At 65.3% G+C, this 21,553-nt stretch carries 32 protein-coding genes; 31 read left to right on the top strand and 1 reads right to left on the bottom strand.

What is annotated here, in order from left to right:
• Positions 1-5 precede the first annotated feature (5 nt).
• The 23 genes from ACT9F5_RS12365 to ACT9F5_RS12475 all read left to right on the top strand — a co-directional run bounded on the left by ACT9F5_RS12365 (position 6) and on the right by ACT9F5_RS12475 (position 12,220).
• Positions 6-317: a hypothetical protein gene (locus tag ACT9F5_RS12365; RefSeq protein ID WP_445120256.1), complete on the top strand. Its 312-nt coding sequence runs from the start codon at positions 6-8 to the stop codon at positions 315-317.
• Positions 317-550, top strand: a complete 234-nt coding sequence (locus tag ACT9F5_RS12370; RefSeq protein ID WP_445120257.1) for a DUF7940 domain-containing protein — start codon at positions 317-319, stop codon at positions 548-550. The genes ACT9F5_RS12365 and ACT9F5_RS12370 overlap by 1 nt, the downstream gene beginning before the upstream one ends.
• A complete protein-coding gene (locus ACT9F5_RS12375) occupies positions 550-942 on the top strand; it encodes a hypothetical protein (RefSeq protein WP_445120258.1) in 393 nt (130 codons plus the stop codon). Before ACT9F5_RS12370 ends, ACT9F5_RS12375 begins: the two co-directional genes overlap by 1 nt.
• Positions 924-1,181, top strand: coding sequence for an Rz1-like lysis system protein LysC (lysC, locus tag ACT9F5_RS12380; RefSeq protein ID WP_445120259.1), 258 nt, complete (start codon positions 924-926; stop codon positions 1,179-1,181). Before ACT9F5_RS12375 ends, lysC begins: the two co-directional genes overlap by 19 nt.
• Positions 1,178-1,330 (top strand): hypothetical protein, encoded by a 153-nt coding sequence (locus ACT9F5_RS12385; RefSeq protein WP_445120260.1) that lies wholly within the window; start codon positions 1,178-1,180, stop codon positions 1,328-1,330. Before lysC ends, ACT9F5_RS12385 begins: the two co-directional genes overlap by 4 nt.
• A 29-nt stretch (positions 1,331-1,359) precedes the next feature.
• Complete coding sequence (locus tag ACT9F5_RS12390; RefSeq protein WP_445120261.1) at positions 1,360-1,680, top strand: HNH endonuclease; 321 nt, start codon at positions 1,360-1,362, stop codon at positions 1,678-1,680.
• Between the two features lie 107 nt (positions 1,681-1,787).
• Positions 1,788-2,201, top strand: coding sequence for a hypothetical protein (locus tag ACT9F5_RS12395; RefSeq protein WP_445120262.1), 414 nt, complete (start codon positions 1,788-1,790; stop codon positions 2,199-2,201).
• Complete coding sequence (locus tag ACT9F5_RS12400) at positions 2,149-3,918, top strand: terminase TerL endonuclease subunit (protein WP_445120263.1); 1,770 nt, start codon at positions 2,149-2,151, stop codon at positions 3,916-3,918. Before ACT9F5_RS12395 ends, ACT9F5_RS12400 begins: the two co-directional genes overlap by 53 nt.
• Positions 3,915-4,079, top strand: coding sequence for a hypothetical protein (locus ACT9F5_RS12405; RefSeq protein ID WP_445120264.1), 165 nt, complete (start codon positions 3,915-3,917; stop codon positions 4,077-4,079). Before ACT9F5_RS12400 ends, ACT9F5_RS12405 begins: the two co-directional genes overlap by 4 nt.
• Positions 4,072-5,379, top strand: coding sequence for a phage portal protein (locus ACT9F5_RS12410; RefSeq protein ID WP_445120265.1), 1,308 nt, complete (start codon positions 4,072-4,074; stop codon positions 5,377-5,379). Before ACT9F5_RS12405 ends, ACT9F5_RS12410 begins: the two co-directional genes overlap by 8 nt.
• Complete coding sequence (locus ACT9F5_RS12415; protein ID WP_445120266.1) at positions 5,376-6,077, top strand: HK97 family phage prohead protease; 702 nt, start codon at positions 5,376-5,378, stop codon at positions 6,075-6,077. The genes ACT9F5_RS12410 and ACT9F5_RS12415 overlap by 4 nt, the downstream gene beginning before the upstream one ends.
• 14 nt (positions 6,078-6,091) lie before the next feature.
• Entirely contained in the window at positions 6,092-7,408 is a 1,317-nt protein-coding gene (locus ACT9F5_RS12420; protein ID WP_445120267.1) for a phage major capsid protein, read from the top strand.
• Positions 7,409-7,488: 80 nt separating this feature from the next.
• Positions 7,489-7,776 (top strand): hypothetical protein, encoded by a 288-nt coding sequence (locus tag ACT9F5_RS12425; RefSeq protein ID WP_445120268.1) that lies wholly within the window; start codon positions 7,489-7,491, stop codon positions 7,774-7,776.
• Positions 7,777-7,829: 53 nt separating this feature from the next.
• Positions 7,830-8,252, top strand: coding sequence for a hypothetical protein (locus ACT9F5_RS12430; protein ID WP_445120269.1), 423 nt, complete (start codon positions 7,830-7,832; stop codon positions 8,250-8,252).
• Positions 8,249-8,614 carry a head-tail connector protein gene (locus tag ACT9F5_RS12435; RefSeq protein WP_445120270.1) on the top strand — a complete coding sequence of 122 codons (366 nt, stop codon included), beginning with the start codon at positions 8,249-8,251 and terminating at the stop codon, positions 8,612-8,614. The genes ACT9F5_RS12430 and ACT9F5_RS12435 overlap by 4 nt, the downstream gene beginning before the upstream one ends.
• On the top strand, positions 8,611-8,976 hold the full coding sequence (locus ACT9F5_RS12440; protein ID WP_445120271.1) for a phage head closure protein: 366 nt from the start codon (positions 8,611-8,613) through the stop codon (positions 8,974-8,976). Before ACT9F5_RS12435 ends, ACT9F5_RS12440 begins: the two co-directional genes overlap by 4 nt.
• A 4-nt stretch (positions 8,977-8,980) precedes the next feature.
• Positions 8,981-9,589 (top strand): methyltransferase domain-containing protein, encoded by a 609-nt coding sequence (locus ACT9F5_RS12445; RefSeq protein WP_445120272.1) that lies wholly within the window; start codon positions 8,981-8,983, stop codon positions 9,587-9,589.
• Positions 9,583-10,263: a glycosyltransferase family A protein gene (locus ACT9F5_RS12450; RefSeq protein ID WP_445120273.1), complete on the top strand. Its 681-nt coding sequence runs from the start codon at positions 9,583-9,585 to the stop codon at positions 10,261-10,263. Before ACT9F5_RS12445 ends, ACT9F5_RS12450 begins: the two co-directional genes overlap by 7 nt.
• Entirely contained in the window at positions 10,260-10,409 is a 150-nt protein-coding gene (locus tag ACT9F5_RS12455) for a hypothetical protein (RefSeq protein ID WP_445120274.1), read from the top strand. The genes ACT9F5_RS12450 and ACT9F5_RS12455 overlap by 4 nt, the downstream gene beginning before the upstream one ends.
• A 1-nt stretch (position 10,410) precedes the next feature.
• Positions 10,411-10,884 carry a hypothetical protein gene (locus tag ACT9F5_RS12460; RefSeq protein WP_445120275.1) on the top strand — a complete coding sequence of 158 codons (474 nt, stop codon included), beginning with the start codon at positions 10,411-10,413 and terminating at the stop codon, positions 10,882-10,884.
• Positions 10,885-11,241 carry a tail completion protein gp17 gene (locus ACT9F5_RS12465; RefSeq protein WP_445120276.1) on the top strand — a complete coding sequence of 119 codons (357 nt, stop codon included), beginning with the start codon at positions 10,885-10,887 and terminating at the stop codon, positions 11,239-11,241. It abuts the gene before it with no gap.
• A gap of 68 nt (positions 11,242-11,309) precedes the next feature.
• Positions 11,310-11,813, top strand: a complete 504-nt coding sequence (locus ACT9F5_RS12470; RefSeq protein ID WP_445120277.1) for a phage tail tube protein — start codon at positions 11,310-11,312, stop codon at positions 11,811-11,813.
• 80 nt (positions 11,814-11,893) lie between these two features.
• On the top strand, positions 11,894-12,220 hold the full coding sequence (locus tag ACT9F5_RS12475; RefSeq protein WP_445120278.1) for a hypothetical protein: 327 nt from the start codon (positions 11,894-11,896) through the stop codon (positions 12,218-12,220).
• On the opposite strand, the gene ACT9F5_RS12480 is transcribed toward ACT9F5_RS12475, so the two are convergent.
• Entirely contained in the window at positions 12,190-12,360 is a 171-nt protein-coding gene (locus ACT9F5_RS12480; protein ID WP_445120279.1) for a hypothetical protein, read from the bottom strand. The two genes, ACT9F5_RS12475 and ACT9F5_RS12480, sit on opposite strands and share 31 nt — an antisense overlap.
• Positions 12,361-12,522: 162 nt before the next feature.
• Here ACT9F5_RS12480 and ACT9F5_RS12485 point away from each other — a divergent pair, with 162 nt between their 5' ends.
• From ACT9F5_RS12485 to ACT9F5_RS12520, 8 genes are read left to right on the top strand one after another with little or no spacing between them, the layout of a single operon-like run.
• Positions 12,523-13,086, top strand: a complete 564-nt coding sequence (locus ACT9F5_RS12485; protein WP_445120280.1) for a hypothetical protein — start codon at positions 12,523-12,525, stop codon at positions 13,084-13,086.
• The gene (locus ACT9F5_RS12490; RefSeq protein ID WP_445120281.1) at positions 13,086-15,152 is read left to right on the top strand and encodes a hypothetical protein; all 2,067 of its coding nucleotides are present in this window, start codon (positions 13,086-13,088) and stop codon (positions 15,150-15,152) included. Before ACT9F5_RS12485 ends, ACT9F5_RS12490 begins: the two co-directional genes overlap by 1 nt.
• A complete protein-coding gene (locus tag ACT9F5_RS12495; protein ID WP_445120282.1) occupies positions 15,152-15,760 on the top strand; it encodes a DUF2460 domain-containing protein in 609 nt (202 codons plus the stop codon). The genes ACT9F5_RS12490 and ACT9F5_RS12495 overlap by 1 nt, the downstream gene beginning before the upstream one ends.
• Positions 15,761-15,762: 2 nt before the next feature.
• The gene (locus ACT9F5_RS12500) at positions 15,763-16,749 is read left to right on the top strand and encodes a baseplate hub domain-containing protein (RefSeq protein ID WP_445120283.1); all 987 of its coding nucleotides are present in this window, start codon (positions 15,763-15,765) and stop codon (positions 16,747-16,749) included.
• Positions 16,746-17,198 (top strand): NlpC/P60 family protein, encoded by a 453-nt coding sequence (locus ACT9F5_RS12505; RefSeq protein ID WP_445120284.1) that lies wholly within the window; start codon positions 16,746-16,748, stop codon positions 17,196-17,198. The genes ACT9F5_RS12500 and ACT9F5_RS12505 overlap by 4 nt, the downstream gene beginning before the upstream one ends.
• Positions 17,195-19,828: a phage tail protein gene (locus tag ACT9F5_RS12510; RefSeq protein WP_445120285.1), complete on the top strand. Its 2,634-nt coding sequence runs from the start codon at positions 17,195-17,197 to the stop codon at positions 19,826-19,828. The genes ACT9F5_RS12505 and ACT9F5_RS12510 overlap by 4 nt, the downstream gene beginning before the upstream one ends.
• Positions 19,829-19,831: 3 nt before the next feature.
• Positions 19,832-20,305: a hypothetical protein gene (locus tag ACT9F5_RS12515; RefSeq protein WP_445120286.1), complete on the top strand. Its 474-nt coding sequence runs from the start codon at positions 19,832-19,834 to the stop codon at positions 20,303-20,305.
• The gene (locus ACT9F5_RS12520; RefSeq protein WP_445120287.1) at positions 20,305-20,910 is read left to right on the top strand and encodes a hypothetical protein; all 606 of its coding nucleotides are present in this window, start codon (positions 20,305-20,307) and stop codon (positions 20,908-20,910) included. Before ACT9F5_RS12515 ends, ACT9F5_RS12520 begins: the two co-directional genes overlap by 1 nt.
• The last annotated feature ends 643 nt before the right edge of the window (positions 20,911-21,553 follow it).

The raw sequence follows: 21,553 nt of genomic DNA on the forward strand, positions 1-21,553 counted from the left end.
TGGTGATGGACGTCGAACGCCAAGGCCAAGGCCACTGGGCTTTCAGGCTCGGGCCGATCGAGAAGTGGATCGCGACGATCATCGGCGCCGCGGTGGTGGCGTTCGGTTACTGGTTCGTGAGCGAGGTGCGCGACCAAGGTGACGCCATCGACAACCTCGCTACCCAGCAGGCGGTGATGAACAACCAGCTGGTGACCCTGAACCTGCAGTTGGCCGACGTCCCGAGCATTTCCCGAAAGATGGCCGAGCACGATGTCCGCATCGACCGGCTCGAATCCGATGTGAAGGAACTCCGCGGCACCCGAGGGCTGAAGTGATGAAACTGATCGTCGACTGGAAGCAGGGCTGGAAGTTCTACAGCACGTGGGCGCTGGCCGTGCTGGCCGTGATGCCCGACATCTACAACGCCCTGCTGGCCGCTGACCTGCTGAACACCGACGACTTCCCGGACTACGGCGTCTGGGCGATCCGCATCGTGGCGATCCTCGGCATCGTGTCCCGCTTCGTGAGCCAAGCGAAGCCCGACGGCGCGCCACCCGAGATCGAGTGATGCCCTTCGACGTGATGGCCGCCGTGAAGTGGATCGCCGGCCTCGCGCTGGCGTGCCTTCTGACCGTTGGTGGCTGTTCCTACGGCGTGAATCGGGAGCGGTCCGCACATGCTGACGCCCTGCGGAAGTCATCCGAGGCGATGATTACCGCCCGGGACCAGCTGCGCGGATGCGCGACCAGCCTCAACTTCGCCAACGACCAAGCGCTCAGGAATCAGGAGTTGGCCGAGCAGGAAGCGGAGCGCGCCGATGCTGAAGTGAAGCAGGCGCTGAAGGATGCCATTGCCTACGCCCGCCGACTGGGGGAGTTGGAAGGCGAGATCGAGGCAGCCAAGGCCGACCCCGATTGCCGCCGCGTACTGGAGAGCACCACATGCTCCGTCCTGCGCTGATCCTTGCCCTGCTGGCGCTCACCGCCTGCCAGACATGTCCGGAGCCGCCCCTGCCCGAGAAGGTCTACATCACGGTCGAGAAGCTGGTCGAGGTTCCAGAGGAGCTGACCCGACCGTGCGACGTGTACCAGGTCAAGGCCAGCACCTACGGTGAGGCGATCATCGCCGCCAACAAGCGCAAGGCCAGTCTGGAAGCCTGCAATGCGCGACTGAAGCAGATACGAGGGCTGACACCGTGACGCTGACCGAGGCCACGCTGGCGCGCATAGAGTCCAAGCTCGATGCGCTGATCGATGCACTTGCAGGCGAGGACGAGGAACAGGACATCACCACCCTCGACGGCGACGCGGCCGGCGGGGAGCGGGATCAGACGGAGGGGCTGGGCTGATGGCCAGGGCAGCGCCACGGCACAAACCGATGGCACGAACAGCACCGGTCCACCAGCCCAGTGGGTTCAACACCGACAGCTGGCGCGATGGCAAGACCACCGCCCAGCGCGGATACGGCGGCCGATGGCAGCGCGCCCGGCTGACGTTCCTGTCCCGCCCCGAGAACGTGCTGTGCCGCATGTGCGAGCAGGAAGGAACTCTGACGCCGGCCACGGTGGTCGACCACGTCATCCCGCACAAGGGCGATCAGGCCCTGTTCTGGGACACCAGCAACTGGCAGCCGCTGTGCAAGACGCATCACGACAGGGACAAGCAGCGCGCGGACAGGGCTAGGGCGGGGGGAGGGTAAAAAGTTCAGCCTTCCATCCTTCCTGACCGGCCGCCTACCTTTTTTATTGCACTGTCATTTGAGACAAAACGGTTTTCGAAGCTCCATCGTTCCGCAGGTAGGACAGCATGGCCAACCCCCGCAAGCCCACATCGCTGAAGGTCGTGGCGGGGACGGATCGCGCCGATCGCGCACCGACCGAGGCGGTCGAACTGCCGCTGGTCGACGCGGTTCCCGACAAGCCGGACTGGCTGCCGAACGCGCACGCGATGAAGGAATGGGAGCGTCTGGCGCCGATCCTCCACGCGAACAAGCTGCTGACCGAGGCGGGGCTGACATCGCTCGGCCACCTCTGCGCGCTGCACGGGAAGATCGCCCAACTCTACGCCGCAGGCGAGTCGCCGACCGGCCACATGATGGCCCAGTACCGGGGCATCGCGAACGACTTCGGCCTGACGCCAGTGGCGCAGGGCAAGGTGAAACCGAGTGGTGAGAAGGAAAGCCCAGGCAACCGGTTCGGAAAGCTCCGGAAACCCGCCTGACACCACGGACTATGTAGCGGTCGCGATCGCGTATGCACGCGAGGCGGTCGCCGACAAGAAGGGGAGGAAGTTCGGTCGACTGCTGCGCTTGGGTGCGAAGCGGTTCCTCGATGACCTGAAGCGGGCGAAGAAGCGCGGCGCTACGTTCCGGTTCTCGCCGGAGCATGCGAACCACGCCTGCAGCTTCATCGAGTTGCTGCCGCACGTCGAAGGCAAATGGGCGAAGCCCGAAATCGTGCTGCACCCGTCCCACGTGTTCTTTGTGGTGCAGCTGTTTGGGTTCCGCAAGCCGGACGGCACGCGGCGGTTCACGTCGGCGCTGTTCGCGGTCGCCCGCAAGAACGCCAAGTCGACGCTGGCCGCTGCGATCCTGCTCTATTGCCAGTGCTGCGAGCCGGAGGAAGGCGCGCAGGTGGTGAGCGCGGCGACCACCGGCAGCCAAGCGCGGATCATCTTCAACGTCGCGAAGCGGATGGTCGAGAAGACCGCCGACCTCCGTGAGCACTTCGGGCTGGAAGCCTGGGCCAATTCGATCAGCCGGATGGAGACCGGCGCCAGCTTCAAGCCGATCAACGCCAAGGCCTCGACGCAGGACGGTTTGAACCCGTCGCACGTCGGGCTGGATGAGATCCACGCGCACAAGACACCGGACCTGCTGAACGTGCTTACCTCCGCGGCCGGCGCACGCAGCAATCCGCTGTTCCTCTACACCACAACGGAGGGCTATCCCAACCCCGGACCCTGGTCCGAGATACGGCAGTTCGCGAAACAGCTGCTCGAGGGATTGTTCGGCGAGACGGCCGATCACTTCCTCGCGGTCTTCTACGCGATCGACGACGAGGACAGGGCCACCGGACGCAAGGCCGACGACAGCTTCGACGAATCGAAGTGGATCAAGGCAAACCCACTCATCGATGTGAACCCCCACCTGCTGGCGGCTATCCGGAAGGAAGCCGTCGAGGCGAAGGCGATGCCTTCGAAGATGGCGGAGTTCGACATCAAGCGGGTGAACCGACCGGCGTCGTCGGCGAATGGCTGGGTTCTGCTGCCGAAGTGGAAGTCCTGCGACGGCGTGGTCGATCTGGATGCGCTGCGTGACGTCCCGTGCTGGGGCGGCCTCGATCTGGCCAGCACCCGCGACTTATGCTCGCTGCGGCTGGTCTGGCGGGTGGGTGACCGGGTGCTGACCTGGGGCCGACGTTGGGTTCCCGAGTCGGCGGTTGCATCGCGCACTGAGCGCGGCACCGTCCCTTACGCCGGCTGGGTGAAGTCCGGGGCGCTGGAGCAGACCGAGGGCGAGGTCACCGACTACGCGGTCGTCGAGGCGGCGGTGCTGGACATCGTCGAGCGGTTCAACCTGCAGACCTTGGCCTTCGACCGCTGGAATGCGACGGAGGTAGTGGGCCGGCTGATCGAGGCGGAAGTCCCGATGGTCGAGTTCATCCAAGGGCCGAAGTCCTACCACCCGGCTATGCAGGAACTGGAACGTCTCTACATCAGCGGCAGGCTCGACCACGGCGGAGATCCGGTGTTGGCCTGGTGTGCCGCGAACCTGGTCGCGCGCCGCGACGTGAACATGAACATGGCGCCGGACAAGCGGCGATCAGCCGAAAAGATCGATGACATGACCGCGCTGCTGATGGCGGTTGGCGTGAGCCTGAGCTCTGAGGCGGAGACGCCTCTGGACGACTTCCTTTCCAACCCGGTGACCGGATGAACATGACGCTGCTCGTCGCATTGCTGCTGATGGCGCTTGGCTTCGGGCTCGCAGTCACTGGCGTCTTCGTGCTGGCCGGCGCCGGATGGGCGCTGCTGGCCGGCGCGCTCGGCCCCTTCCTGTTCGCCGGCATGATCCTCCGAGGTGCGGCGCGTGGCTGAGCAGACACTGAGCGCGTCGATCGCGCGCGGCCTTGTGCCGTCACAGAAGGCGGCCGGCCCCAGCGGCGTGAAGTCGACGCTACTCAACTGGCTCGGCTTCCGTTTCACCGACGTCGCGCAGTGGGCGTCGTACTACGGCCGGGAGGCCGCGTCCGGCGAGCGGGTCACCACCGAGACCGCGATGCGCCTGTCGGCGGTCTACGCCTGCACCCGGCTGATCTCGCAGCGGATCGCCACGCTGCCGCTGAACGTCTATCAGACGACCGAGAGCGGCCGGATGCCTGCGAATGGGCACCCGCTGAGCCGTCTGCTGCGGATGAAGCCGAACGCGACCATGACGGCCCCGGTGTTCTGGGAGGCGGTGGTCTCGTCGCTGCTGCTGCAGAAGGGGGCCTTTCTGGAGCCGCGCCGCGGCCCGACCGGCAAGCTGGTGTCGATCGAGTTCCTGCACCCCTGCCGCATCACCCGGACGGGGAGCCTCTACACCTACACCGAGAAGGACGGGCGCAAGCGCGAGATTCCGGTCGACAAGGTGACCTATATCCCGGCGTTCACCACGGATGGCGAGTGCGGGTTCTCGGTGATCGAGTACGGCCTCGAGGTCATGGGCTCGGCGCTGGCGGCGAACAAGGCGGCGAGCGCGACATTCAAGAACGGGCTCATGCCCACGACCTATTTCAAGTTCCCGAAGGTGCTGAACAAAGAGCAGCGCGGAGACGCACGCGAGGCAATCAAGACGATCAGCGGCGCGGTCAGCGCGGGCAACCCGGCCATCCTCGAGGCGGAGATGGACGTCGGCACCATCGGGATCAACCCGAACGACGCGCAGCTGCTCGAGTCGCGGAACATGAGCGCGGAGGAAATTTGCAGCCTGTTCGGCGTGCCACCGACCATGATCGGCCGCGGCGACAAGGCGTCGTCCTGGGCGTCCTCGTCGGAGAACCTGAACCTGTGGTTCCTGCAGTACACCCTGATGCCGTGGATGAAGCGCATCGAGGCGGCGATCTGGGACGGCTTCCTGACTCCGGTCGAGCAGGGCGAGTTCTACGCCGAGTTCAACTTCGAGGGGCTGCTGCGCGGCGACAGCGCGGCCCGGCAGTCCTTCTACGCGTCGGCCCTGCAGAACGGCTGGCTCTGCCGCAACGACGTGCGGCGGCTGGAGAACATGCCGCCGATCCCGGGCGGCGACGTCTTCACCGTGCAATCGAACCTGGTCGCGATTGACCAACTGGGGTCGGCAGACGCCGGCACCTCCGTCCGCAACGCCCTGATGAACTGGATCCGCGAGGAAGCCGCATGAAGACCAACCGCCACGCCCGCCGCTTCGAGCGCAAAGACGGCGCTCCGAAGATGAAGACACTGGCTTTCGCTTTCGATGTGAAGTCGCTCGACGATGCGGGGCGGTTCTCCGGCTACCTCGCCGTGTTCGGCAACCTCGACAGCTACGGCGACAAGATCAAGCGCGGCGCCTTCAAGGCCACGCTTAAGGAATTCGCCGCCCGCGGCCGCAAGGTGCCGATCCTCTATCAGCACAAGTGGGATTCGCCGCTCGGCGTGTTCGACGTCCTGAAGGAGGACGAGACCGGCCTCTACGTCGAGGGGCAACTGCTGGTCAACGACGTTCGCCAGGCCAGCGAAGCCCACGCGCTGATGAAGGCCGGCGCCATCACGGGCATGTCGATCGGCTTCGAGTCGGTCGCCTACAAGATCGACAAGGACGGAAACCGCGAGCTCACCGAGATCAAGCTCTGGGAGGGTTCAATCGTCACCTTCCCGGCGAACGACGAGGCGCGCATCGACGCGGTGAAGTCGGCGCTCGATGCCGGCGGCCTTCCCACCCTTCCTGAATTTGAGAAGTTCCTGCGCGAGGCAGGCTTCTCGAAAACGCAGTCCGCGGCAATCGCCAGCGGCGGACTGTCGAAGTTGCTCCGGAGCGAGTCCGGCAACGACTCGGCGAACAACCCGGTCAGCAAAGCGCTGGCCGCACTCCGTAGCTAAACGAGGATTCACCCATGAAGTTCAATACCCGCTGGGTCCTGTGGGCCCTGGTGGCGGTCGCCCTGTGCGCGCTCGTCGCCTTCGATGCATCCGCCGGCATGCTGGTCGCCCCGGCCGCCGCTGTCGCCCTGGATGACCTGCCGGAGCTCGCGAGCGAGTTCAAGAAGGCCCGCGACGAGTTCGGCACCAAGTCGAACGAACTGAGCGCCGCAATCGCCAAGGTCAATGACGAGATCAAGAACCACGGCAAGGCCAGCGACGAGACCAAGGGCCTGATCGAGGAACTCGGCAAGAAGCACGAGAAGGCCGAGACCGAATTCGAGGCCCGGCTCCACGCAATCGAGCAGGCTGGCCAGAAGGCGGCGAACGACGAGCCGGAGCGCAAGAGCCTCGGCCAGATGTTCGTCGAGTCCGACGGCCTGAAAGAGTTCGCCGCGAAGCAGTGGCACAAGGGCCAGTCGACCCCGATGGAACTGAAGGACATCACCAGCACCGCGGCGTCGGCCGGTGATGGCATCTGGTCGTATCGCGACCCGGATATCGTCGGCGGGCAGAACCGCCCGCTGATGCTCCGCAGCCTGATCCCGACCGTGCCGGTGGGCAGCAACCTGGTGGAGTGGGTACAGACGCTGGTCCGTACCAACAGCGCCGACGCGGTGTCGGAGACCGGCACGAAGCCGAAGTCGGACCTGACCTACGACCGCAAGGAAACCGCCGTCCGGAAGATCGCCCACTACTTCAAGACCTCGTCTGAAGTGCTGGCCGACTTCCCGCGCCTGCAGGCCGAGATCAACACCGAAGGCTTCGAGATGCTGCGCCAGGTCGAAGAGGACCAGCTGCTCGACGGTGACGGCACCGGTGTGAACCTGCTGGGCCTTGTCCCGCAGGCGACCGGCTTCGATTACTCGGCGGTCGAGTCGGGTGACACCCGCGTCGACGTGTTGCGCCGGGCGATCCTGCAGGTCCGCCAGTCCTACTTCTCGGCCAGCGGCATCGTGCTGAACCCGGCGGACTGGGCGGCCATCGAACTGATGAAGGACAGCGAGAACCGCTATCTGTTCAGTTCGGCGACCAACGGCGCGCAGGCGCGGCTGTGGGGCCTGCCGGTGGTCGAGTCGGATGCACTGGCCGAGGGCGAGTTCCTCGTCGGTGCGTTCCGCCAGGCGGCGACGATCTACGACCGCATGCAGGCCGCGGTCTACCTGTCGACCGAGAACGAGGACGACTTCATCAAGAACATGGTCTCGATCCTGTTCGAAGAGCGCCTCGCCCTGGCCGTCAAGCGTCCGCTGGCCTTCCGCCACGGCAACCTCTCCGGCTCGTCGGTCTGATCCTGACCGCGTGACGGTTCACCCGTAGCAACAGACGAGGCCGCCTTCCGGGGCGGCCTCGTTCATTGGAGATCGACCCCATGAAACAGGCAACCGCGAAGCGCGGGTTCAAGCGCTCCGACACGAAGGTCTATGTACGCCGCGGCGAGACGATCACTGGCCCCGACAAGTACATCGACGAGCTCGCGCAGAACGGGCTTGTCGTCGACACCAAGTCCAAGCCGGGCGCGCCGGAGACGAAGGCGAACCCTTCGAAGGCCGATGGCGCGGCGAAGAAGTCGTCTGCATCGCCAGCGGCCCCAGCCTCGAAGCAGACGACTGCGAAAAAGTCCGACGGTGGCGCGAAGAGCGACCCGGCCGGCGAGTAGTCGTCACGAACACCAGCTTCAAGCTGTGCCCCTGGGCTGACGCCCTGTTCGCGATGGACGCGGCCTGGTGGCACACATACATCGGCGAGGTCCGCGCGCAGTTCCGAGGCGAGCGGGTCACGTCCTCCAGTCAATGCGGCCGGCACGGTGTCGCGCAGCTGCGGGGGCCGGAGGGGGCGTTCGATCCGTTCGGCAACAGCGGCGCGGGGGCGGTGGCGCTGGCAAGGCTGGCCGGCGCGAGCCGGGTGCTCCTGCTCGGGTACGACTGCCAGCACAGCGACACCGGCAAGCGGCACTGGCACGGTGATCACCCGGCTGGAACGGCTGGGAACGCCGCACCGAAGACCGTGGCGAAGTGGCCGGCGCAGTTCCAGAAGCTCGCGCGGTACATCTCCGGCACCGAAGTAATCAACTGCAGCAGGACCACGGCGCTGACCGTGTTCCCGCGCGCCACTCTCGAAGAGGCATTGACGTGAGCCTAGTAACGCTGGCCGAAGCCAAGAAGCACTTGGCCGTCATCCACACTTCGGACGACGACCTGATCCAGATCAACATCGATGCGGCAGAAAGCTATGCCGCGAGCTACATGGGGCGCCGATCACTGGAAGGCGTGCAGGAATGCCCGTGGATCATCGCCGATGGCTGCGCCTGCGAGTCGTCCTCGGAGTCGTCGTCAGAGTCTGAGCAACCCGTGCCGGCCGCGGTAAAGCAAGCCGTACTTCTGCTGGTCGGCGAGTACTACGAGAACCGGCAGCAGGGCGTCACCGGCACGATCTACACGAAGCTGCCTGCAGTTGAATCGCTGCTGCACTTCCATCGGGTGGGTCTCGGCGCATGACCATGACCGCACTGCCGCCCGGCCGACTGCGGCACCGGATTACCTTTCAGGAGTTCGTCAGCGAACGCGACTCCGAGGGCGTGCTCACCGAGTCATGGCAGAACGCGACCGTGGGCGGCGTGGAGCTCGTCGACGTGCCGGCGGAGGTGCTGACCGGCCCGGGGCGCGAGTTCGTCGCGGGCGGCGCGGTGCAGGCCGACGTCGCCGCGCGCATTACGGTGCGGTGGTTCGATGGATTGCGGTCGTCCTGGCGAATCCTATGGGATGGTCGGACGTTCAACATCGGTGGCGAGCCCGACACCGACATCACCGGCCGCCGCGAGTGGCGGATCAAGGCAACGGCAGGGGTCAACGATGGGTAAGCGCATGCCACTGACGTCCGTTCGGGGGCGCATCCGCGACTTCATCGAACGCCACGCCGACAAGCTGGGCGACGACGTGCTCGAGGTCGGCAGCCGCATGCACCGACCGGGCTGCTGGTGGATCGTGAACCGCGACCTTGCGCGCGGGCAGTGGACCGGCATGGACATGCAGCCGGGCGAGAACGTCGACGTGGTCGCCGACCTGCACTCGCTGCCCGATGAGTGGGTGGGGCGCTTCAGCGGCGTGCTGTGCAGCGAGGTGATGGAGCACGTGGCGCGGCCGTGGATCGCGCTGCCGAAACTGCGGGCGGTGATCCGGCCCGGCGGCTGGCTGGTGGTGACCACGCTGTTCGCGTTCCCCGAGCACGGCTATCCGGACGACTTCTACCGCTATACGCAGTCGGGCCTGCGGCTGCTGCTGGAGGACGCCGGGTTCGTCGACGTGCATACCGAGTACGCGGGCGAGACGCTGTTCCGGCTGAACGACCACGGCGAAGGGGCTAATGTTTCGCGCCGGGTGCCGATGCACGTTTTCGCTGTTGGCCGGGTGCCGGAGCAGTTGATCGACGTCACCACCATCGCGGACGCGGAGCCGAGGCATATCCCGTGCTGACCCTGCTCACCGCGACCGGCGCACGTCCGTCCGCATGGGCGCTGTGCGAGCGCTGGATGGCCGCGCAGGACTACGCCGGCCCGGTGCGCTGGGTGATCGTCGACGACGGCGAAGTGCGCCAGCCGGTGACCTTCTGCCGAGAAGGCTGGTCGCTGGATGTGCTGCGCCCGTCGCCGCGCTGGAAGCCCGGCCAGAACACGCAGGCGCGCAACCTGCTGGCGGGACTGGCGGTGATCGGCAACGACGCGCGCCTGGCCATCTGCGAGGACGATGACCACTACGCGCCGGACTGGCTGTCCCATGTGGCGGCCGAACTGGAGCGGGCCGAGTTGGTCGGCGAGGTGCGCGCACGCTACTACAACATGGCGACCCGCCGCGGCCGGGAGCTTGGCAACACCGGCCACGCCAGCCTGTGCTGCACCGCAATGCGCGGCGCGGCGATCGACACCTTCCGTCAGGCGTGCCTGCGGTCGCCGAAGTTCATCGACCTGGAGCTCTGGCGCCGGCATCGGTCGCGGCACCTGTTCGGCGGTCATCGCGTCACCGGGATCAAGGGCCTGCCCGGGCGTGGCGGGATCGGCATGGGCCACAAGGCGGCATTCACCGGCACCGACGACACCGCGGGCAGTCTGCTGCGCGAGTGGATCGGCGAAGACGCGAGGGCATACGGATGACGGCGCGAGAGTGGGTCAACGCGAATTTCATGATCATCTACGAGTCAGCCGAAGGGTTCGGCGTCTGCGCCGGCAACGGTGAGCAGGGCTACATCACGCGCAAGGAAGCCGAAGACGCCGCGGAGCGGGTGACCCGTGAGGGTTGATATGCGCGTCGACGCCGATGGCGTGCTGGCCTTGCTTCGCAGCCTGCCAGCCGAAGTCGTCAGCAAGCGCGGCGGCCCGGTGAAGCTGGCGCTGGCCAAGGGTGCGCGACTGATCCGGGACGAGGCGAAGAAGAACTTCCGTGCCAGCGTTGCGGTCAACGGGGAGGACTCAACCGGGGCCACTGAGAAGGCGATCATTGCCAGCCGTGGAAAGGCGCCGACCGGGAGCAAGGGTGAGCGCTATCTCGTCCGGGTAAAAAAGGGAACGTTCGTCAACGCCAAGGGCGAGAAGACCAGCACCCTGATGACCGCCAACCTCATGGAATACGGGTCCAGCCACCAGCCCGCGCTGCCGTGGCTGCGGCCTGCGGTGCAGGCGAAGGGACAGCAGGCGGTGACGGTGATCGTCGCGGACCTGAGGCGCCGAATCGACCTGACCGTGAAGAAGCTCGCGCGACAGAACAAGGCCCGCTGAATGTTCCCTCCCGTCTACCAAACGCTGCGCGCATCGGCCGCTGTGGTCGCCATCGTGGGCGATCGCATCGGCGCGCACGGCGAAGTGCCGCAGGACACCGCGCGGCCGTACATCACCTGGTTCACCGTCGCAGACCAGCCGCAGGACCAAATCAGCGGATCTCCGTGTGCCGACTTCGACGCCATCCAGATCGACTGCTGGCACCAAACCGACGCGGGCATCCGCGCGCTGGCCACCGCGGTGCGCGATGCGATCGATGCCGTGGGCGTAAGCAACCGGGTGCGCGTGAACCTGCGTGAGCCCGACACGAAGCTCTACCGCGTCGGCATCGAGGCCGACTTCATCACCCAGCGCTGACCCGCTGCAAACCCGAGCAACCCCCGGCCGCCATCGTGCGGCCTTTTTCTTGACCCGAGGAAACCGCAATGACGACCGGCACCATCAAGACCCAAGGGACCGAGCTTTTCACCGTCGACGAGCTGAGTTCCAGCGTCGCGGCGGTGCTGAAGTTCGCTTGCCCCACTGGCATCACCGGCCTGGGCGGCGCTGCCGACCAGTTGGAAGACACCTGTCTCGACAACACCACCGACAAGACCTACAAGCCCGGCCTCGGCAATCCGGGTCAGGTGTCGGTGCCGTTCAACTTCATTCCGAGCGCCGGGTCGCACCAGATCCTGTTCGACCTGAAGGATGCCGGCGACGTGCTGCAATGGATGATCTGCATGTCGGACGGCACCGCCATCCCGACGCTGGACAGCGCAGACGCGCTGGTCGCCCCGGCCTCGCCGGAACGCACCACGCTCGAGTTCAACGCCTACGTCTCCGACATCAACATCGACGTGGCCACGAACGAGATCGTCCGCGGCACGCTGACCCTGCAGCGATCCGGCGCGGTGATCCCGCACTGGAACGGCCCGACCCCGACCTAACGGCTTCCTGCTCTATGGGGCTGGTCTGGGGCGGTGTTTAGCCGTGCCGTTCCCGCAGCCCCGCCTTTGAGGCAACGGCTATGTCCCTGAACAAAGACTTCTTCGTGTCGGACACCCTGCACGAGCGCACCGTGAAGCTGCCCGACGGCAGCGAGCACCCGCTTCACTTCGCGGAGATCCCCGCGACCGAGTTCCGCCGCTTCCAGATGGCGGAGTTCTCCGAGGACGAAGACGTCCGCGCCGGCAGCATGGCGAAGCTGATCGTCGCCAGCCTGCGCGAGCCTGATGGAAAGCCAGCCATCAAGTACGAGCAGGCGATCCTGCTGAAGCCCGCCGCGGCCAAGGCCCTCACGGCCGCCGTGCTCGACGTCAACGGCTACGGCAAGGACGCGCCGGGAAAAGAGTAGCCGAGCGAGGGGAGGAATGGTTCGACCACATCCTCGCCCTGGCGCTGGGTAAATCGCTCGGCGAGATTCGCGCGCTGCCACACACCGAGCTCCTGTCGTGGCGGCAGTTCTACCGCCTGTTCCCCTTCGATGACTTCCACCGATTCCACCGGCCCGCGGCACTGGTCGCCGGCTCCATCGGTGGGGGCGACATGCAGAAGCGTCTGGAGTGGCTGCAGCCGCAGCCCGTGTCACCCGACTTCGTCGATTCCGACCTGAACACCTTCAAGGCGTTCGGCATCAAACCACCCCGAGGCTGATCCATGGCAACTGCCTACTACGTCTACGAGCACCGCAGGCGAGACACGGGCGCCGTGTTCTATGTCGGGAAGGGCAGTGGAGAGCGGCTGTATGCGCTTTGTGGGCGCAACCGGCGCTGGCGATCCGTTGCCAAGAGCGTCGGATACGACGCGGCAATCGTCTTCACCGATCAGGACGAGGAACTCGTGCTGCTCGCGGAGATGGAGCTGATCGCACGGCACCGAGGGAATGGCGTGCGGCTGACGAACATGACCGACGGCGGCGATGGGATGACCGGCTACCACTTCGACCCGGAGGTCATAGCCCGCCGTGCGGCTAGCCAGAGGGGGCAGCGGCGGCCGACCGTCTCGGCGAAGTTGAAAGGCCGGCCGAAGTCGGCTGAGCACCGCCGAAATCTGGCGGCGGCGAGGATTGGAATGAAGGCGTCCGCTGAGACCAGGGCGCTTATGTCGAAGGTCAGGAAGGGCAAGAAGCTTCCGCTGGCTGACTGCCATAGGTGCGGTCGAAGGATGTCAGTCGCGTCCCTCGCACGCTGGCACGGCGACAACTGTAGGGAGGTCGGCTAATGGCCACGGCCGGAAGTATCGTTGTCGACCTCCTCGCAAAAACGGCGAGTTTTGAAACCGATATCAAGCGCTCCGAGAAGAGCGTTCGCGACATGGGCAAGGCCGCCCGCGAGGCTGGAAAGGTCATCGGCACCGCAATAGCAACGGGCGCCACCATCGCGGCCACTGCCGCCGCGGCGCTCGGGCGCGACCTGGCAAATACGGCCGACGAGATAACCCGCTTTGCGACGCTGTCCAACACCAGCACGGACACCTTCCAGCGCTGGGCGGCGGGCGCACAGACTGTCGGCATTCAACAGGACAAGCTCGCCGACATTCTCAAAGACATGCAGGACCGCGTCGGCGATTTCATTCAAACCGGCGGCGGTCCCATGCTCGATTTCTTCGAGCAAATCGCTCCGAAGGTGGGAGTGACGGCCGAACAGTTCGCCAAGCTATCGGGTCCGGATGCTCTGCAGTTGTTCGTCGACTCGCTCGACAAGGCCAACATCTCGGCCAACGACTTCACCTTCTACATGGAAGCCATCGCGTCAGACTCGACACTGCTGCTGCCGCTGCTGAGGAACAACGGCGCGGCGATGAAGGCGCTGGGCGACGAGGCGGCGTCCGTCGGCGCGATCATGGAAGGATCGACGCTGGCCGCGGCGCAGGCGCTGAAGAGCGAGATGCACGAAATGGAGCGGGCCACGAACGGTCTGAAGTTCCAGATCGGCGACGTGTTGCTCCCGGTACTGGTCAACCTCGCCGACGAGTTCAACGACGTCATCACGGACGTCGACAACGCCCGGCTTGCGGTCGATACCTTCGAGATCGCCCTGGACGGCGTGGTGTCGATCGGCGGTTCCATCGTCAGCACCGGGCAATCGATCCGGTCGGCCATCGGCGGGATCGGGATCGAAGCCGACGACAGCGCCGAGTCTCTGCGCCAGCTGGTGCAGTCTGCCCGCGGCCTGGCGGCGATCCCCGCGAGCATGGCGGCCTACTTCGATGCCACCGTCACCGGCAGCGAGGATGCCGTGCGGCGGTTCAACGAAGCGAACGCCGAGATCCGGGCGGGGTGGACTGGCAAGCCCATTCCGGAGATGACCGGCCCGGGCCCGGCGGCCGACTACCTGGACCTCCCCAGCTACCTCGGCGGAGATCCGGAGTTCAGCGCGGTCGGCTTCAGTGCCATCGGGCCGATGCCCAGGAGCTCCGGCGCTGGCCGCGCCACTGGCGGAGGCGCCGAGGGCACCCGGGAACGCACGGCGGCCAAGCGGGACCTCATCGAGGTCGAGCGCGAATTGACCATGGCGGAGAAGGAAGCCCTCGCGATGGCGGCAAGCCTGAACGCAGTGGGCGAGGAAACGCTGCGAATGACCGCGGAGAACGACGCGGCCAAGCGCGCAGCGTTCGCGGCGACCGAGGGGTTCATCCAGCAACTGGAGTGGGAGAACTCGCTGATCAGCATGGGCAACCTCGAGCGGGAGACCGAGATCGCCCTGCGACACGCCGGCGCGGTTGCCACCGAAGAGCAGCGGCTCCGCATTGCAGACCTGATCGCGGAGCGTGAGCGGGAACTGGAGACAGTCGGCCGACAGACCGAGGCGATGGATGCGCTGCGCGACTCCGCCCGGGGCTTTGCTAATGACCTGTACGAAGGCGTCGGTGCTTGGGACGCCCTGAAGAAGGCGGCGGGCGACTTCGCGGACCAGCTTTACCAGATGGCGACCGACCAGTTGATCGATCAGATCCTCGGGAAGAAGGGCGACTCCGGCGGCGGAGCCTACGGGGACGCACTCGGCAGCATCTTCGGGGCCATCTTCGGAGGCGGCAAGGCCGGCGGCGGCGACGTATTCGGGGGCACCCGCTACCTGGTCGGCGAGGAAGGTCCGGAGATGTTCGTCCCGCGCACCGCGGGAACCATCCTCCCGGCTTCACAGACCGCCGCGATGACCGGCGGTGGCGGTGGCTTCAACCAGACCCTGCAGTTCGCACTGGCGGCACCGACCGACCCGCGCACCCAGCAGCAGATCGCCCAGCGGGTGGGCTTCGAAACGCAGCGCGCATCGAACAGGAATCGCTGATGACGTTCTACGCCACCGAGATCGACACCTGTCCGGCGTACGGATGGCAGGGCGGCCCCGAGTTCGACACGCGCATCAAGGCGCTGCGGAACGGCCACGAACGCCGCAACGGCAACTGGGACCAGGTGCGTCACCGGTACACGCTGCCGATGCAGAACAAGGCGGCGACCGACTATCTGTCGTTCGTCAAGAGCGCCCACCTCGCGATGCGCGGCCAGTTGCACAGCTTCCTCGTGAAGGACTACAGCGACTTCGAAGTCACCGCCGAGCCGCTGGGGCTGGCGCCGGCCGGCACGACCGCGGTCCAACTGGTGAAGCTGTCGACCTTCGGCCTCGCCACGTACGAGCGGGTGATCACGAAGCCGCTCGCGACGGTGGTGGTGTACGAGGCGGGCGTGGCCAAGGCCGGAACGCTCGACACGCTGACAGGCCTGTTCACTCCGACCGAGGCATGGGTCGAGGGCGCAGCCCTGACGTGGTCTGGCGAGTTCCGTATCCCGGTGCGCTTCGCTCAGGACTACCTGCCTTTCAGCATCGACAACCGCTTCGCAGACGGCCGCTACGCCATGAACGGCAGCATCGAACTGATCGAAGTGTTCGGCGAGTAACCATGCCCAAGACCATTCCGATTGCCCTGGCCGCGCATCAAGCGCTGCCGGCGACAACGCTGTGTTTCCTGCAAAAGGTCGGCCCGCTGCCGGACTCCAGCTACATCTGCCTGACCTCGCTCGATCGCGATGTCGAGTACGACGACGGCACGGGCTCCGGCCTGCTGACCTACTATGCCAGCAGCGGCATGGAGCCGTCGCAGCTGTCCGCGTCCAACGACCTGAGCGTCGACAACGGCGAGACCAAGACGCTGACCCCAATCTTCCCGGCGCAAGGGATCACGGTCGAGGCGGTGGACAACGGCGACCTAGATGGCGCGCAGTTCATCACCTACAAGGTGAACTACCTCGACCTGTCGATGGGCCACGAGATCATGGCCGCTGGTGTCATCGGCGAGGTCCGGATCACTCCCGGCGGGATGGTCACGTTCGAGAACCGCAGCTGGTCGCAGTTGCTGAAGCAGAACAGCGTGGTGGAACTGGACAGCTTCAGCTGCCGGGCACGGTTCGGCAGCCAGCCCATCGGCACCGGTGGCGGAGCGTACGAGCAGCGGTTCCCGTGCACGTACGACCTGACCGCCGAGTGGGTGGCGGGGACGGTGTCCGGGCTGGGTGAGGAGACGGTGCGCGTGTTCGCCAGTGCGGAGCTGGTGCAGGCGGACGACTACTTCGCGCCCGGTCTGGTGCGTTGGGTAACCGGGGACAACGCTGGGCTGGACAACGAAATCAGCGGCTATGCCGGACCGATCGTCGACCCTGCAACAGATGCAGTGGTCACGCTGCAGTTCACTACGCGCAACCCGATACAGGTCGGCGACACCTTCGAGATCCGCCGCGATTGCACGAAGGCGTGGGCGGGTCACAACAGTTGCGAGACCTTCAACAACCGGCCCAAGTTCCGGGGTGAGCCGTTCATCCCGGTCAGCGACGTGACTGGCCTGTCGATTCCCGGCGCGTCGAGCGGCGGCCTCCGGGCGGGTGCGGCATGAGGCTGCTAGGCGAGCCGTTCACCGAGGCCGAGGTCGAAACCGTGTTGGCCACCGCGCGCTCGATGCTCAAGTGGCCGTGGCGGCACCAGGGACGCACCTCGCGCGGCATCGACTGTCTCGGGCTGGTCGCACTGTCTTTCAGCGCCGTGCGGCGGGTGGTGGACCGGGAGGGCTACGGCCGCACCCCGTACAACCGCCAACTGCGCGCCTCACTGATCGAGCACTTCGGCCCGCCCATAGGTCGCGATGACCTGCGCCCCGGCGACGTTGTGACCCTGCGCTGGACCGGCGAGGAACGCCACGTCGCCATCGTCACCGACCACCCCGAAGGGTTGGGGCTGATCCATTGCTACGACCGCGCGCCAGGCGGCGCCCCGGGCGGTCGCGTGATCGAACATCGACTGTCGCCTGACTACCTATCCCGCATCGTAGAAGGCTTCCGAGGATGAGTGGCGCCCAGATAGGCACCGTCGTTGGCGGAATCGTCGGGGCATTCTTCGGTGCGCCACAACTCGGCATGGCCATCGGTGGCCTGATCGGCGGCGCCATCGACCCCGAGGTCATCAAGGCGCCCGGCATCGGCGACGCGCAGAAGCAGACCACGCAGGCCGGCGTCCCGCGCCCCGTCGTGTTCGGCCACCCCGCGCCGTTCATGGGCAACATCATCGACGGCGAACACAAGGCACGGAAGATCACGGTCGAAGAGGGCGGAAAGGGCGGGCCGGTGGTCGAGCAGGAACGCTTTCTGCTCACCAGTGCCATCCGCATCTGTGAAGGACCGATCGCGGGCGTGGTGCGGATCTGGCGCAATGGAGAGGTGGTCTACGACCGCCGCTCCAATGAAGACATTGAGGCGGTATTCAAGCCCGAGGGCGCAAGCGCAACCTCGGCGCTGCTGAGCTACGTCGCTGAGATGCGCGCAAAGACGGCGGCATTTCAGAACCGGGTGCGCATCTACCTGGGCGACGAGGACCAGCTCCCAGACCCGGCGCTGGAGGCCATCCACGGCGTTGGCAACACCCCGTATTACCGTGGGACTGCGTACATCGTGATCGAGGACGACGACGTCACCGACACCCGCGGCGCCTGCGCTCAGTACGAGTTCGAAGTAATGGCATCGGGCGCTGAAGAACCCGTTTTGCTAGTTGCGCCAAACACAGTCCCTCACTTGCTGTTCAAAAATGAAGGCCATCTAACAAACCCTGGCGCCAAGGCTTTTTACTACCCGTTGCTTTCTGACGTGGGAAAGATATTCCGGTTCTATGCAGCCACCCAGCCGCACTGGGGTCATCGTTTTCGAGTTTTCCCGATACTCTCAGAGCCACCGGAAGAGCACACCGTCGAGGTGGATTTTGCCGACGCGGAGGCAATGCACGGGGCAATTTTTGATACTGGATGGTGGATCTCCGAGGACACTTCTACCGAACTGTTCGAGGACGCATTCGAAGGCATCGGGGTTCCCGCTCCGACCGCATCATTTGGCGTCCCTCCCGACGAGACTTTCAGATGCATAAATAACTGTGTCGGCCTAGTTCTACTAAGCGAATTCATGGGCGGAGGTGGCCCGGGTCACAACATCGGAAGTGCTTCGGTGGCTTACCCGTACCTTGAAGATATGACTGTCACTCTGGTCCCAGAACAGCAAGATTTAATGCTTGCGTCGGACGGAAACCTCTACATCCCGGAATGGGTGACGATGGAGGGTATGGAATCGATAAGCGCCGTCGACACGACCTTGGCGGCGGTGGTTGAGGATGTCTCCATTCGCTGCGGAGTTCCGGGCGAGATGATTGATGTCACGGCACTTAATGACGTAATTCCAGGGTTTCTGATCGCGCAACAATTCACCGGTGCCGACTGCTTGCGGCCAACGCAGCAGATGTACTTCTATGACATGCCCGAGATCGACGGAAAGATCGTGGCGGTGAAGCGAGGCGGTGAGTCGGTGGCGACGATCACCGATGACGACATGCTAGATGCTGGCGACGAGGACGAAGACACCCGCGCCCAGGCTATCGAGTTCCCACTGAAGGTTTCGGTCATCACCCGCGATCCTGCGGCCGATTACAACCCGATGCCGCAGACTTCATCTCGCTACAGCAGCACGGTCAATGCGCTGGGTGAGACTCAAATTGCATCGCCTATACCGTTCGGCGCCGATGAGGGTGCGCAACGGGCCGACATCATCCACAAGGTGCTGTGGGCGCAGGCCGAAGGACGCAGCGAGTTCGAGTTGCCGGAGGAATGGACGCGGCTGACCCCTTCCGACTGCTTCGATCGCAACGGCAAGCGGTGGATGGCCGAGTCCGTCGAATACGCCGATGGGTCTGTGCGGGTGAAGTCAGTCTATGACCGCGCCAGCAACTACGTCAGCACCGCGACGGGCATCGCCGCACCACCGCCTGTCGTACCAGAGTCCGGGCTGCGCGGCCCGACCGAACTGGCTGTTATGAACCTGCCGGCGCTACGCGAGCAGGACAACGTGGCCGGGGCCTACCTGGCTGTTACCGGCAGCTTCCCCGGCTGGAACGGCTGCACCGTCCAGATGTCGATAGACGGCGGGGCGACCTATCGCACCGTCGCCACGATAAGCCGACGCTCGGTCATGGGGCGGATCACGGGCGAAGTCGGGCCAACCACCGAGCCTATCCCGGTCACGATGGACGATGGCGAACTGTACGACTCAACCTCGGCCGCGCTGGACTTGGGGGTCAACGCCTTTGCGCTGGTGCCGGTAGCGGGTCAGTCGGAGATTGGCCAGTTTATGGCCGCCGCAGAAGGCGACCCCGACGAGTACCAGGTCACTGGAACCCGGCGCGGCGTCAACGGCACGGACGCGACCACTCACGTCATCGGCGAGCAGTTCGTGATGCTGGCGAACGCGCTGTTCCTGCCGATCAATTCCAGCCTGTACGGCTCGACCCTCTACTTCCGTGCAGTCACCAACGGCACGGTGGCTGAGAACAACAGCGTGGTGCCGTTCCTGTTTGAAGCGCCGCCCGCAAGCGCCGATTACCTCATCACCGAGTCTGGCGATTACCTGACAACCGAGGCGAATGCCCGCCTCATCGTGGAGTGACCCGTGGCTGATACCAAGTTTTCCTCGCTGGACCCAGTTGTCGCTCTGGACGGGACCGAGATCCTCGCGGTGTCAAAGGACGTTGCAGGCACTTCGACCAGCCAGCGGACCACCGCGCAGGCAATCGCGGACCTGGCTACTAACTCCGGCCCGACCGCCGTCACCGCGCTATCCATTGCCTCTGGCGTGGTGGGAATCGATTGTTCGCTCGGCCAAGACTTCACCCTTGCGCTAACTGCCAACGTCACCAGCATCACGTTCTCCAACCTTGCCGGCGCCGGCTTTTCGTCCGAGATCGAGGTGCAGATCACGCAGGACGCGACGGGCGGCCGAACGCTAGCCTTGCCCGCTTCGTTCAAGGCGCTCGGCGGATCTGATACCGCCATCGCATCGGCGGCCAATGCCGTGACCGTGCTGTCGGCCAAGACATTCGACAACGGCTCCACATGGCGCTACGCGATGCAGGAGTCAGGATAATGCTGCGTCGCATGATGATGGCAGGATCATCTGGGCTGCCTCCCTCCGGCTACACCGAGCTCAACCCGGCCGACAAAAATGGAGCGGTCGCATTGTCTGGCGGGAACCTAGTCGCCTCAGCCATAGGCAACAACGCCGGCATCGCCCGAAGCGTGGCACCAATTGTCGGGAAACGATACTTCGAGGGGGCTTTAACATCGCAAGGTATCGGCGTCGGCGCGCTGGCAGCCTGCGGCATTGCCACCTCGTTGCACGTTCTCAGTGCCTCGCTGGGGTACGCTAACGCGCAAGGCTGGGCATTTTGGGGGAACGATGTCGGCGCCCGCCACAATGGCGTAACAGCCATCACTCAGAGCGCAGGTGAAAACGCGGTACTAGGGTTTGCGGTCGACCAGGCCGCCGGCACGTTGTGGATTAGGGATACCAACGGGGACTGGATGCAGGGAGAACCGGAGTCGGGAACATCGCCGATATGGAGCAATCTGTCAGGCGATCTATACGCAGCGGCATGTCCGTGGAACACCGGATCTATCATTACGATGCGATTTGATCCAGCGACCTTCAAATTCGCCGCGCCGGCTGGTTTTAGCCCGATCACAAGCTGAGCCCGGCGCTACCATGCGCCCATGCTCGGCGCATCCTTCCACTGGATCGACTACGACGACATGAGTTGCCTCATGTACAACGCCCGAGGCGTGGCCGTGGTCAAGCCGGGCGAGGTGGTGATCCGGTGGCCGCTCGGGGCCGAGCTTCGCGGAAGGTGCGGATCGGTGGTGCAGGGGAAACGGTTTGTGGAACGGTGGATGCGGGCGAGGCTGGACAGGCATCGGGTCAGGAAATCCTGACCTTCCAGCGCGACCAAGTCCTATAGATCCCGCCCGTCCTTTCAGCAAATCTATACGTGCCCCGCCGTGCAGCGCGGACCGGATGACAGCGCCGACGTCAGTCTGGCCCTGCCGGGATGCAACGCCGTCTACGGACAGCGGCGGGGCGCTACGCTGCTTCCTTGCATCGCCGGGCGATTTCCTCAAACCGCAGGGCCTCGGCCCGGATCGCCGACAGGGCTCGCGCCTTCCGCTGGACGGCTCTCCAGTTCGCTGAGGGGACGTGCTGCAGGCGTAGCGCCTCGGCTTCCTTGTGCAGCGCCTGGGCCTTTGCCGCGGCCCATTCGGCTTTCGTTCGGTATTGCATGGAAGCAGGGTAGGGGTGGGGCGTCGCAGGGGTTCGGATTACACCCTATCGAGTTGC

Source organism: Lysobacter sp. F6437, from assembly GCF_052547215.1.

Excerpts from the sequence above, each read along its gene's own strand:
- ACT9F5_RS12470 (WP_445120277.1), top strand. The coding sequence starts at position 11,310 with ATGACGACCGGCACCATCAAGACCCAAGGGACCGAGCTTTTCACCGTC.
- ACT9F5_RS12370 (WP_445120257.1), top strand. The coding sequence starts at position 317 with ATGAAACTGATCGTCGACTGGAAGCAGGGCTGGAAGTTCTACAGCACG.
- ACT9F5_RS12475 (WP_445120278.1), top strand. The coding sequence starts at position 11,894 with ATGTCCCTGAACAAAGACTTCTTCGTGTCGGACACCCTGCACGAGCGC.
- ACT9F5_RS12500 (WP_445120283.1), top strand. The coding sequence starts at position 15,763 with ATGCCCAAGACCATTCCGATTGCCCTGGCCGCGCATCAAGCGCTGCCG.
- lysC (WP_445120259.1), top strand. The coding sequence starts at position 924 with ATGCTCCGTCCTGCGCTGATCCTTGCCCTGCTGGCGCTCACCGCCTGC.
- ACT9F5_RS12430 (WP_445120269.1), top strand. The coding sequence starts at position 7,830 with ATGGACGCGGCCTGGTGGCACACATACATCGGCGAGGTCCGCGCGCAG.
- ACT9F5_RS12375 (WP_445120258.1), top strand. The coding sequence starts at position 550 with ATGCCCTTCGACGTGATGGCCGCCGTGAAGTGGATCGCCGGCCTCGCG.
- ACT9F5_RS12455 (WP_445120274.1), top strand. The coding sequence starts at position 10,260 with ATGACGGCGCGAGAGTGGGTCAACGCGAATTTCATGATCATCTACGAG.
- ACT9F5_RS12405 (WP_445120264.1), top strand. The coding sequence starts at position 3,915 with ATGAACATGACGCTGCTCGTCGCATTGCTGCTGATGGCGCTTGGCTTC.
- ACT9F5_RS12460 (WP_445120275.1), top strand. The coding sequence starts at position 10,411 with ATGCGCGTCGACGCCGATGGCGTGCTGGCCTTGCTTCGCAGCCTGCCA.
- ACT9F5_RS12390 (WP_445120261.1), top strand. The coding sequence starts at position 1,360 with ATGGCACGAACAGCACCGGTCCACCAGCCCAGTGGGTTCAACACCGAC.
- ACT9F5_RS12365 (WP_445120256.1), top strand. The coding sequence starts at position 6 with ATGGACGTCGAACGCCAAGGCCAAGGCCACTGGGCTTTCAGGCTCGGG.
- ACT9F5_RS12505 (WP_445120284.1), top strand. The coding sequence starts at position 16,746 with ATGAGGCTGCTAGGCGAGCCGTTCACCGAGGCCGAGGTCGAAACCGTG.
- ACT9F5_RS12495 (WP_445120282.1), top strand. The coding sequence starts at position 15,152 with ATGACGTTCTACGCCACCGAGATCGACACCTGTCCGGCGTACGGATGG.
- ACT9F5_RS12415 (WP_445120266.1), top strand. The coding sequence starts at position 5,376 with ATGAAGACCAACCGCCACGCCCGCCGCTTCGAGCGCAAAGACGGCGCT.
- ACT9F5_RS12420 (WP_445120267.1), top strand. The coding sequence starts at position 6,092 with ATGAAGTTCAATACCCGCTGGGTCCTGTGGGCCCTGGTGGCGGTCGCC.
- ACT9F5_RS12510 (WP_445120285.1), top strand. The coding sequence starts at position 17,195 with ATGAGTGGCGCCCAGATAGGCACCGTCGTTGGCGGAATCGTCGGGGCA.
- ACT9F5_RS12520 (WP_445120287.1), top strand. The coding sequence starts at position 20,305 with ATGCTGCGTCGCATGATGATGGCAGGATCATCTGGGCTGCCTCCCTCC.
- ACT9F5_RS12425 (WP_445120268.1), top strand. The coding sequence starts at position 7,489 with ATGAAACAGGCAACCGCGAAGCGCGGGTTCAAGCGCTCCGACACGAAG.
- ACT9F5_RS12490 (WP_445120281.1), top strand. The coding sequence starts at position 13,086 with ATGGCCACGGCCGGAAGTATCGTTGTCGACCTCCTCGCAAAAACGGCG.
- ACT9F5_RS12440 (WP_445120271.1), top strand. The coding sequence starts at position 8,611 with ATGACCATGACCGCACTGCCGCCCGGCCGACTGCGGCACCGGATTACC.
- ACT9F5_RS12465 (WP_445120276.1), top strand. The coding sequence starts at position 10,885 with ATGTTCCCTCCCGTCTACCAAACGCTGCGCGCATCGGCCGCTGTGGTC.
- ACT9F5_RS12445 (WP_445120272.1), top strand. The coding sequence starts at position 8,981 with ATGCCACTGACGTCCGTTCGGGGGCGCATCCGCGACTTCATCGAACGC.
- ACT9F5_RS12485 (WP_445120280.1), top strand. The coding sequence starts at position 12,523 with ATGGCAACTGCCTACTACGTCTACGAGCACCGCAGGCGAGACACGGGC.
- ACT9F5_RS12395 (WP_445120262.1), top strand. The coding sequence starts at position 1,788 with ATGGCCAACCCCCGCAAGCCCACATCGCTGAAGGTCGTGGCGGGGACG.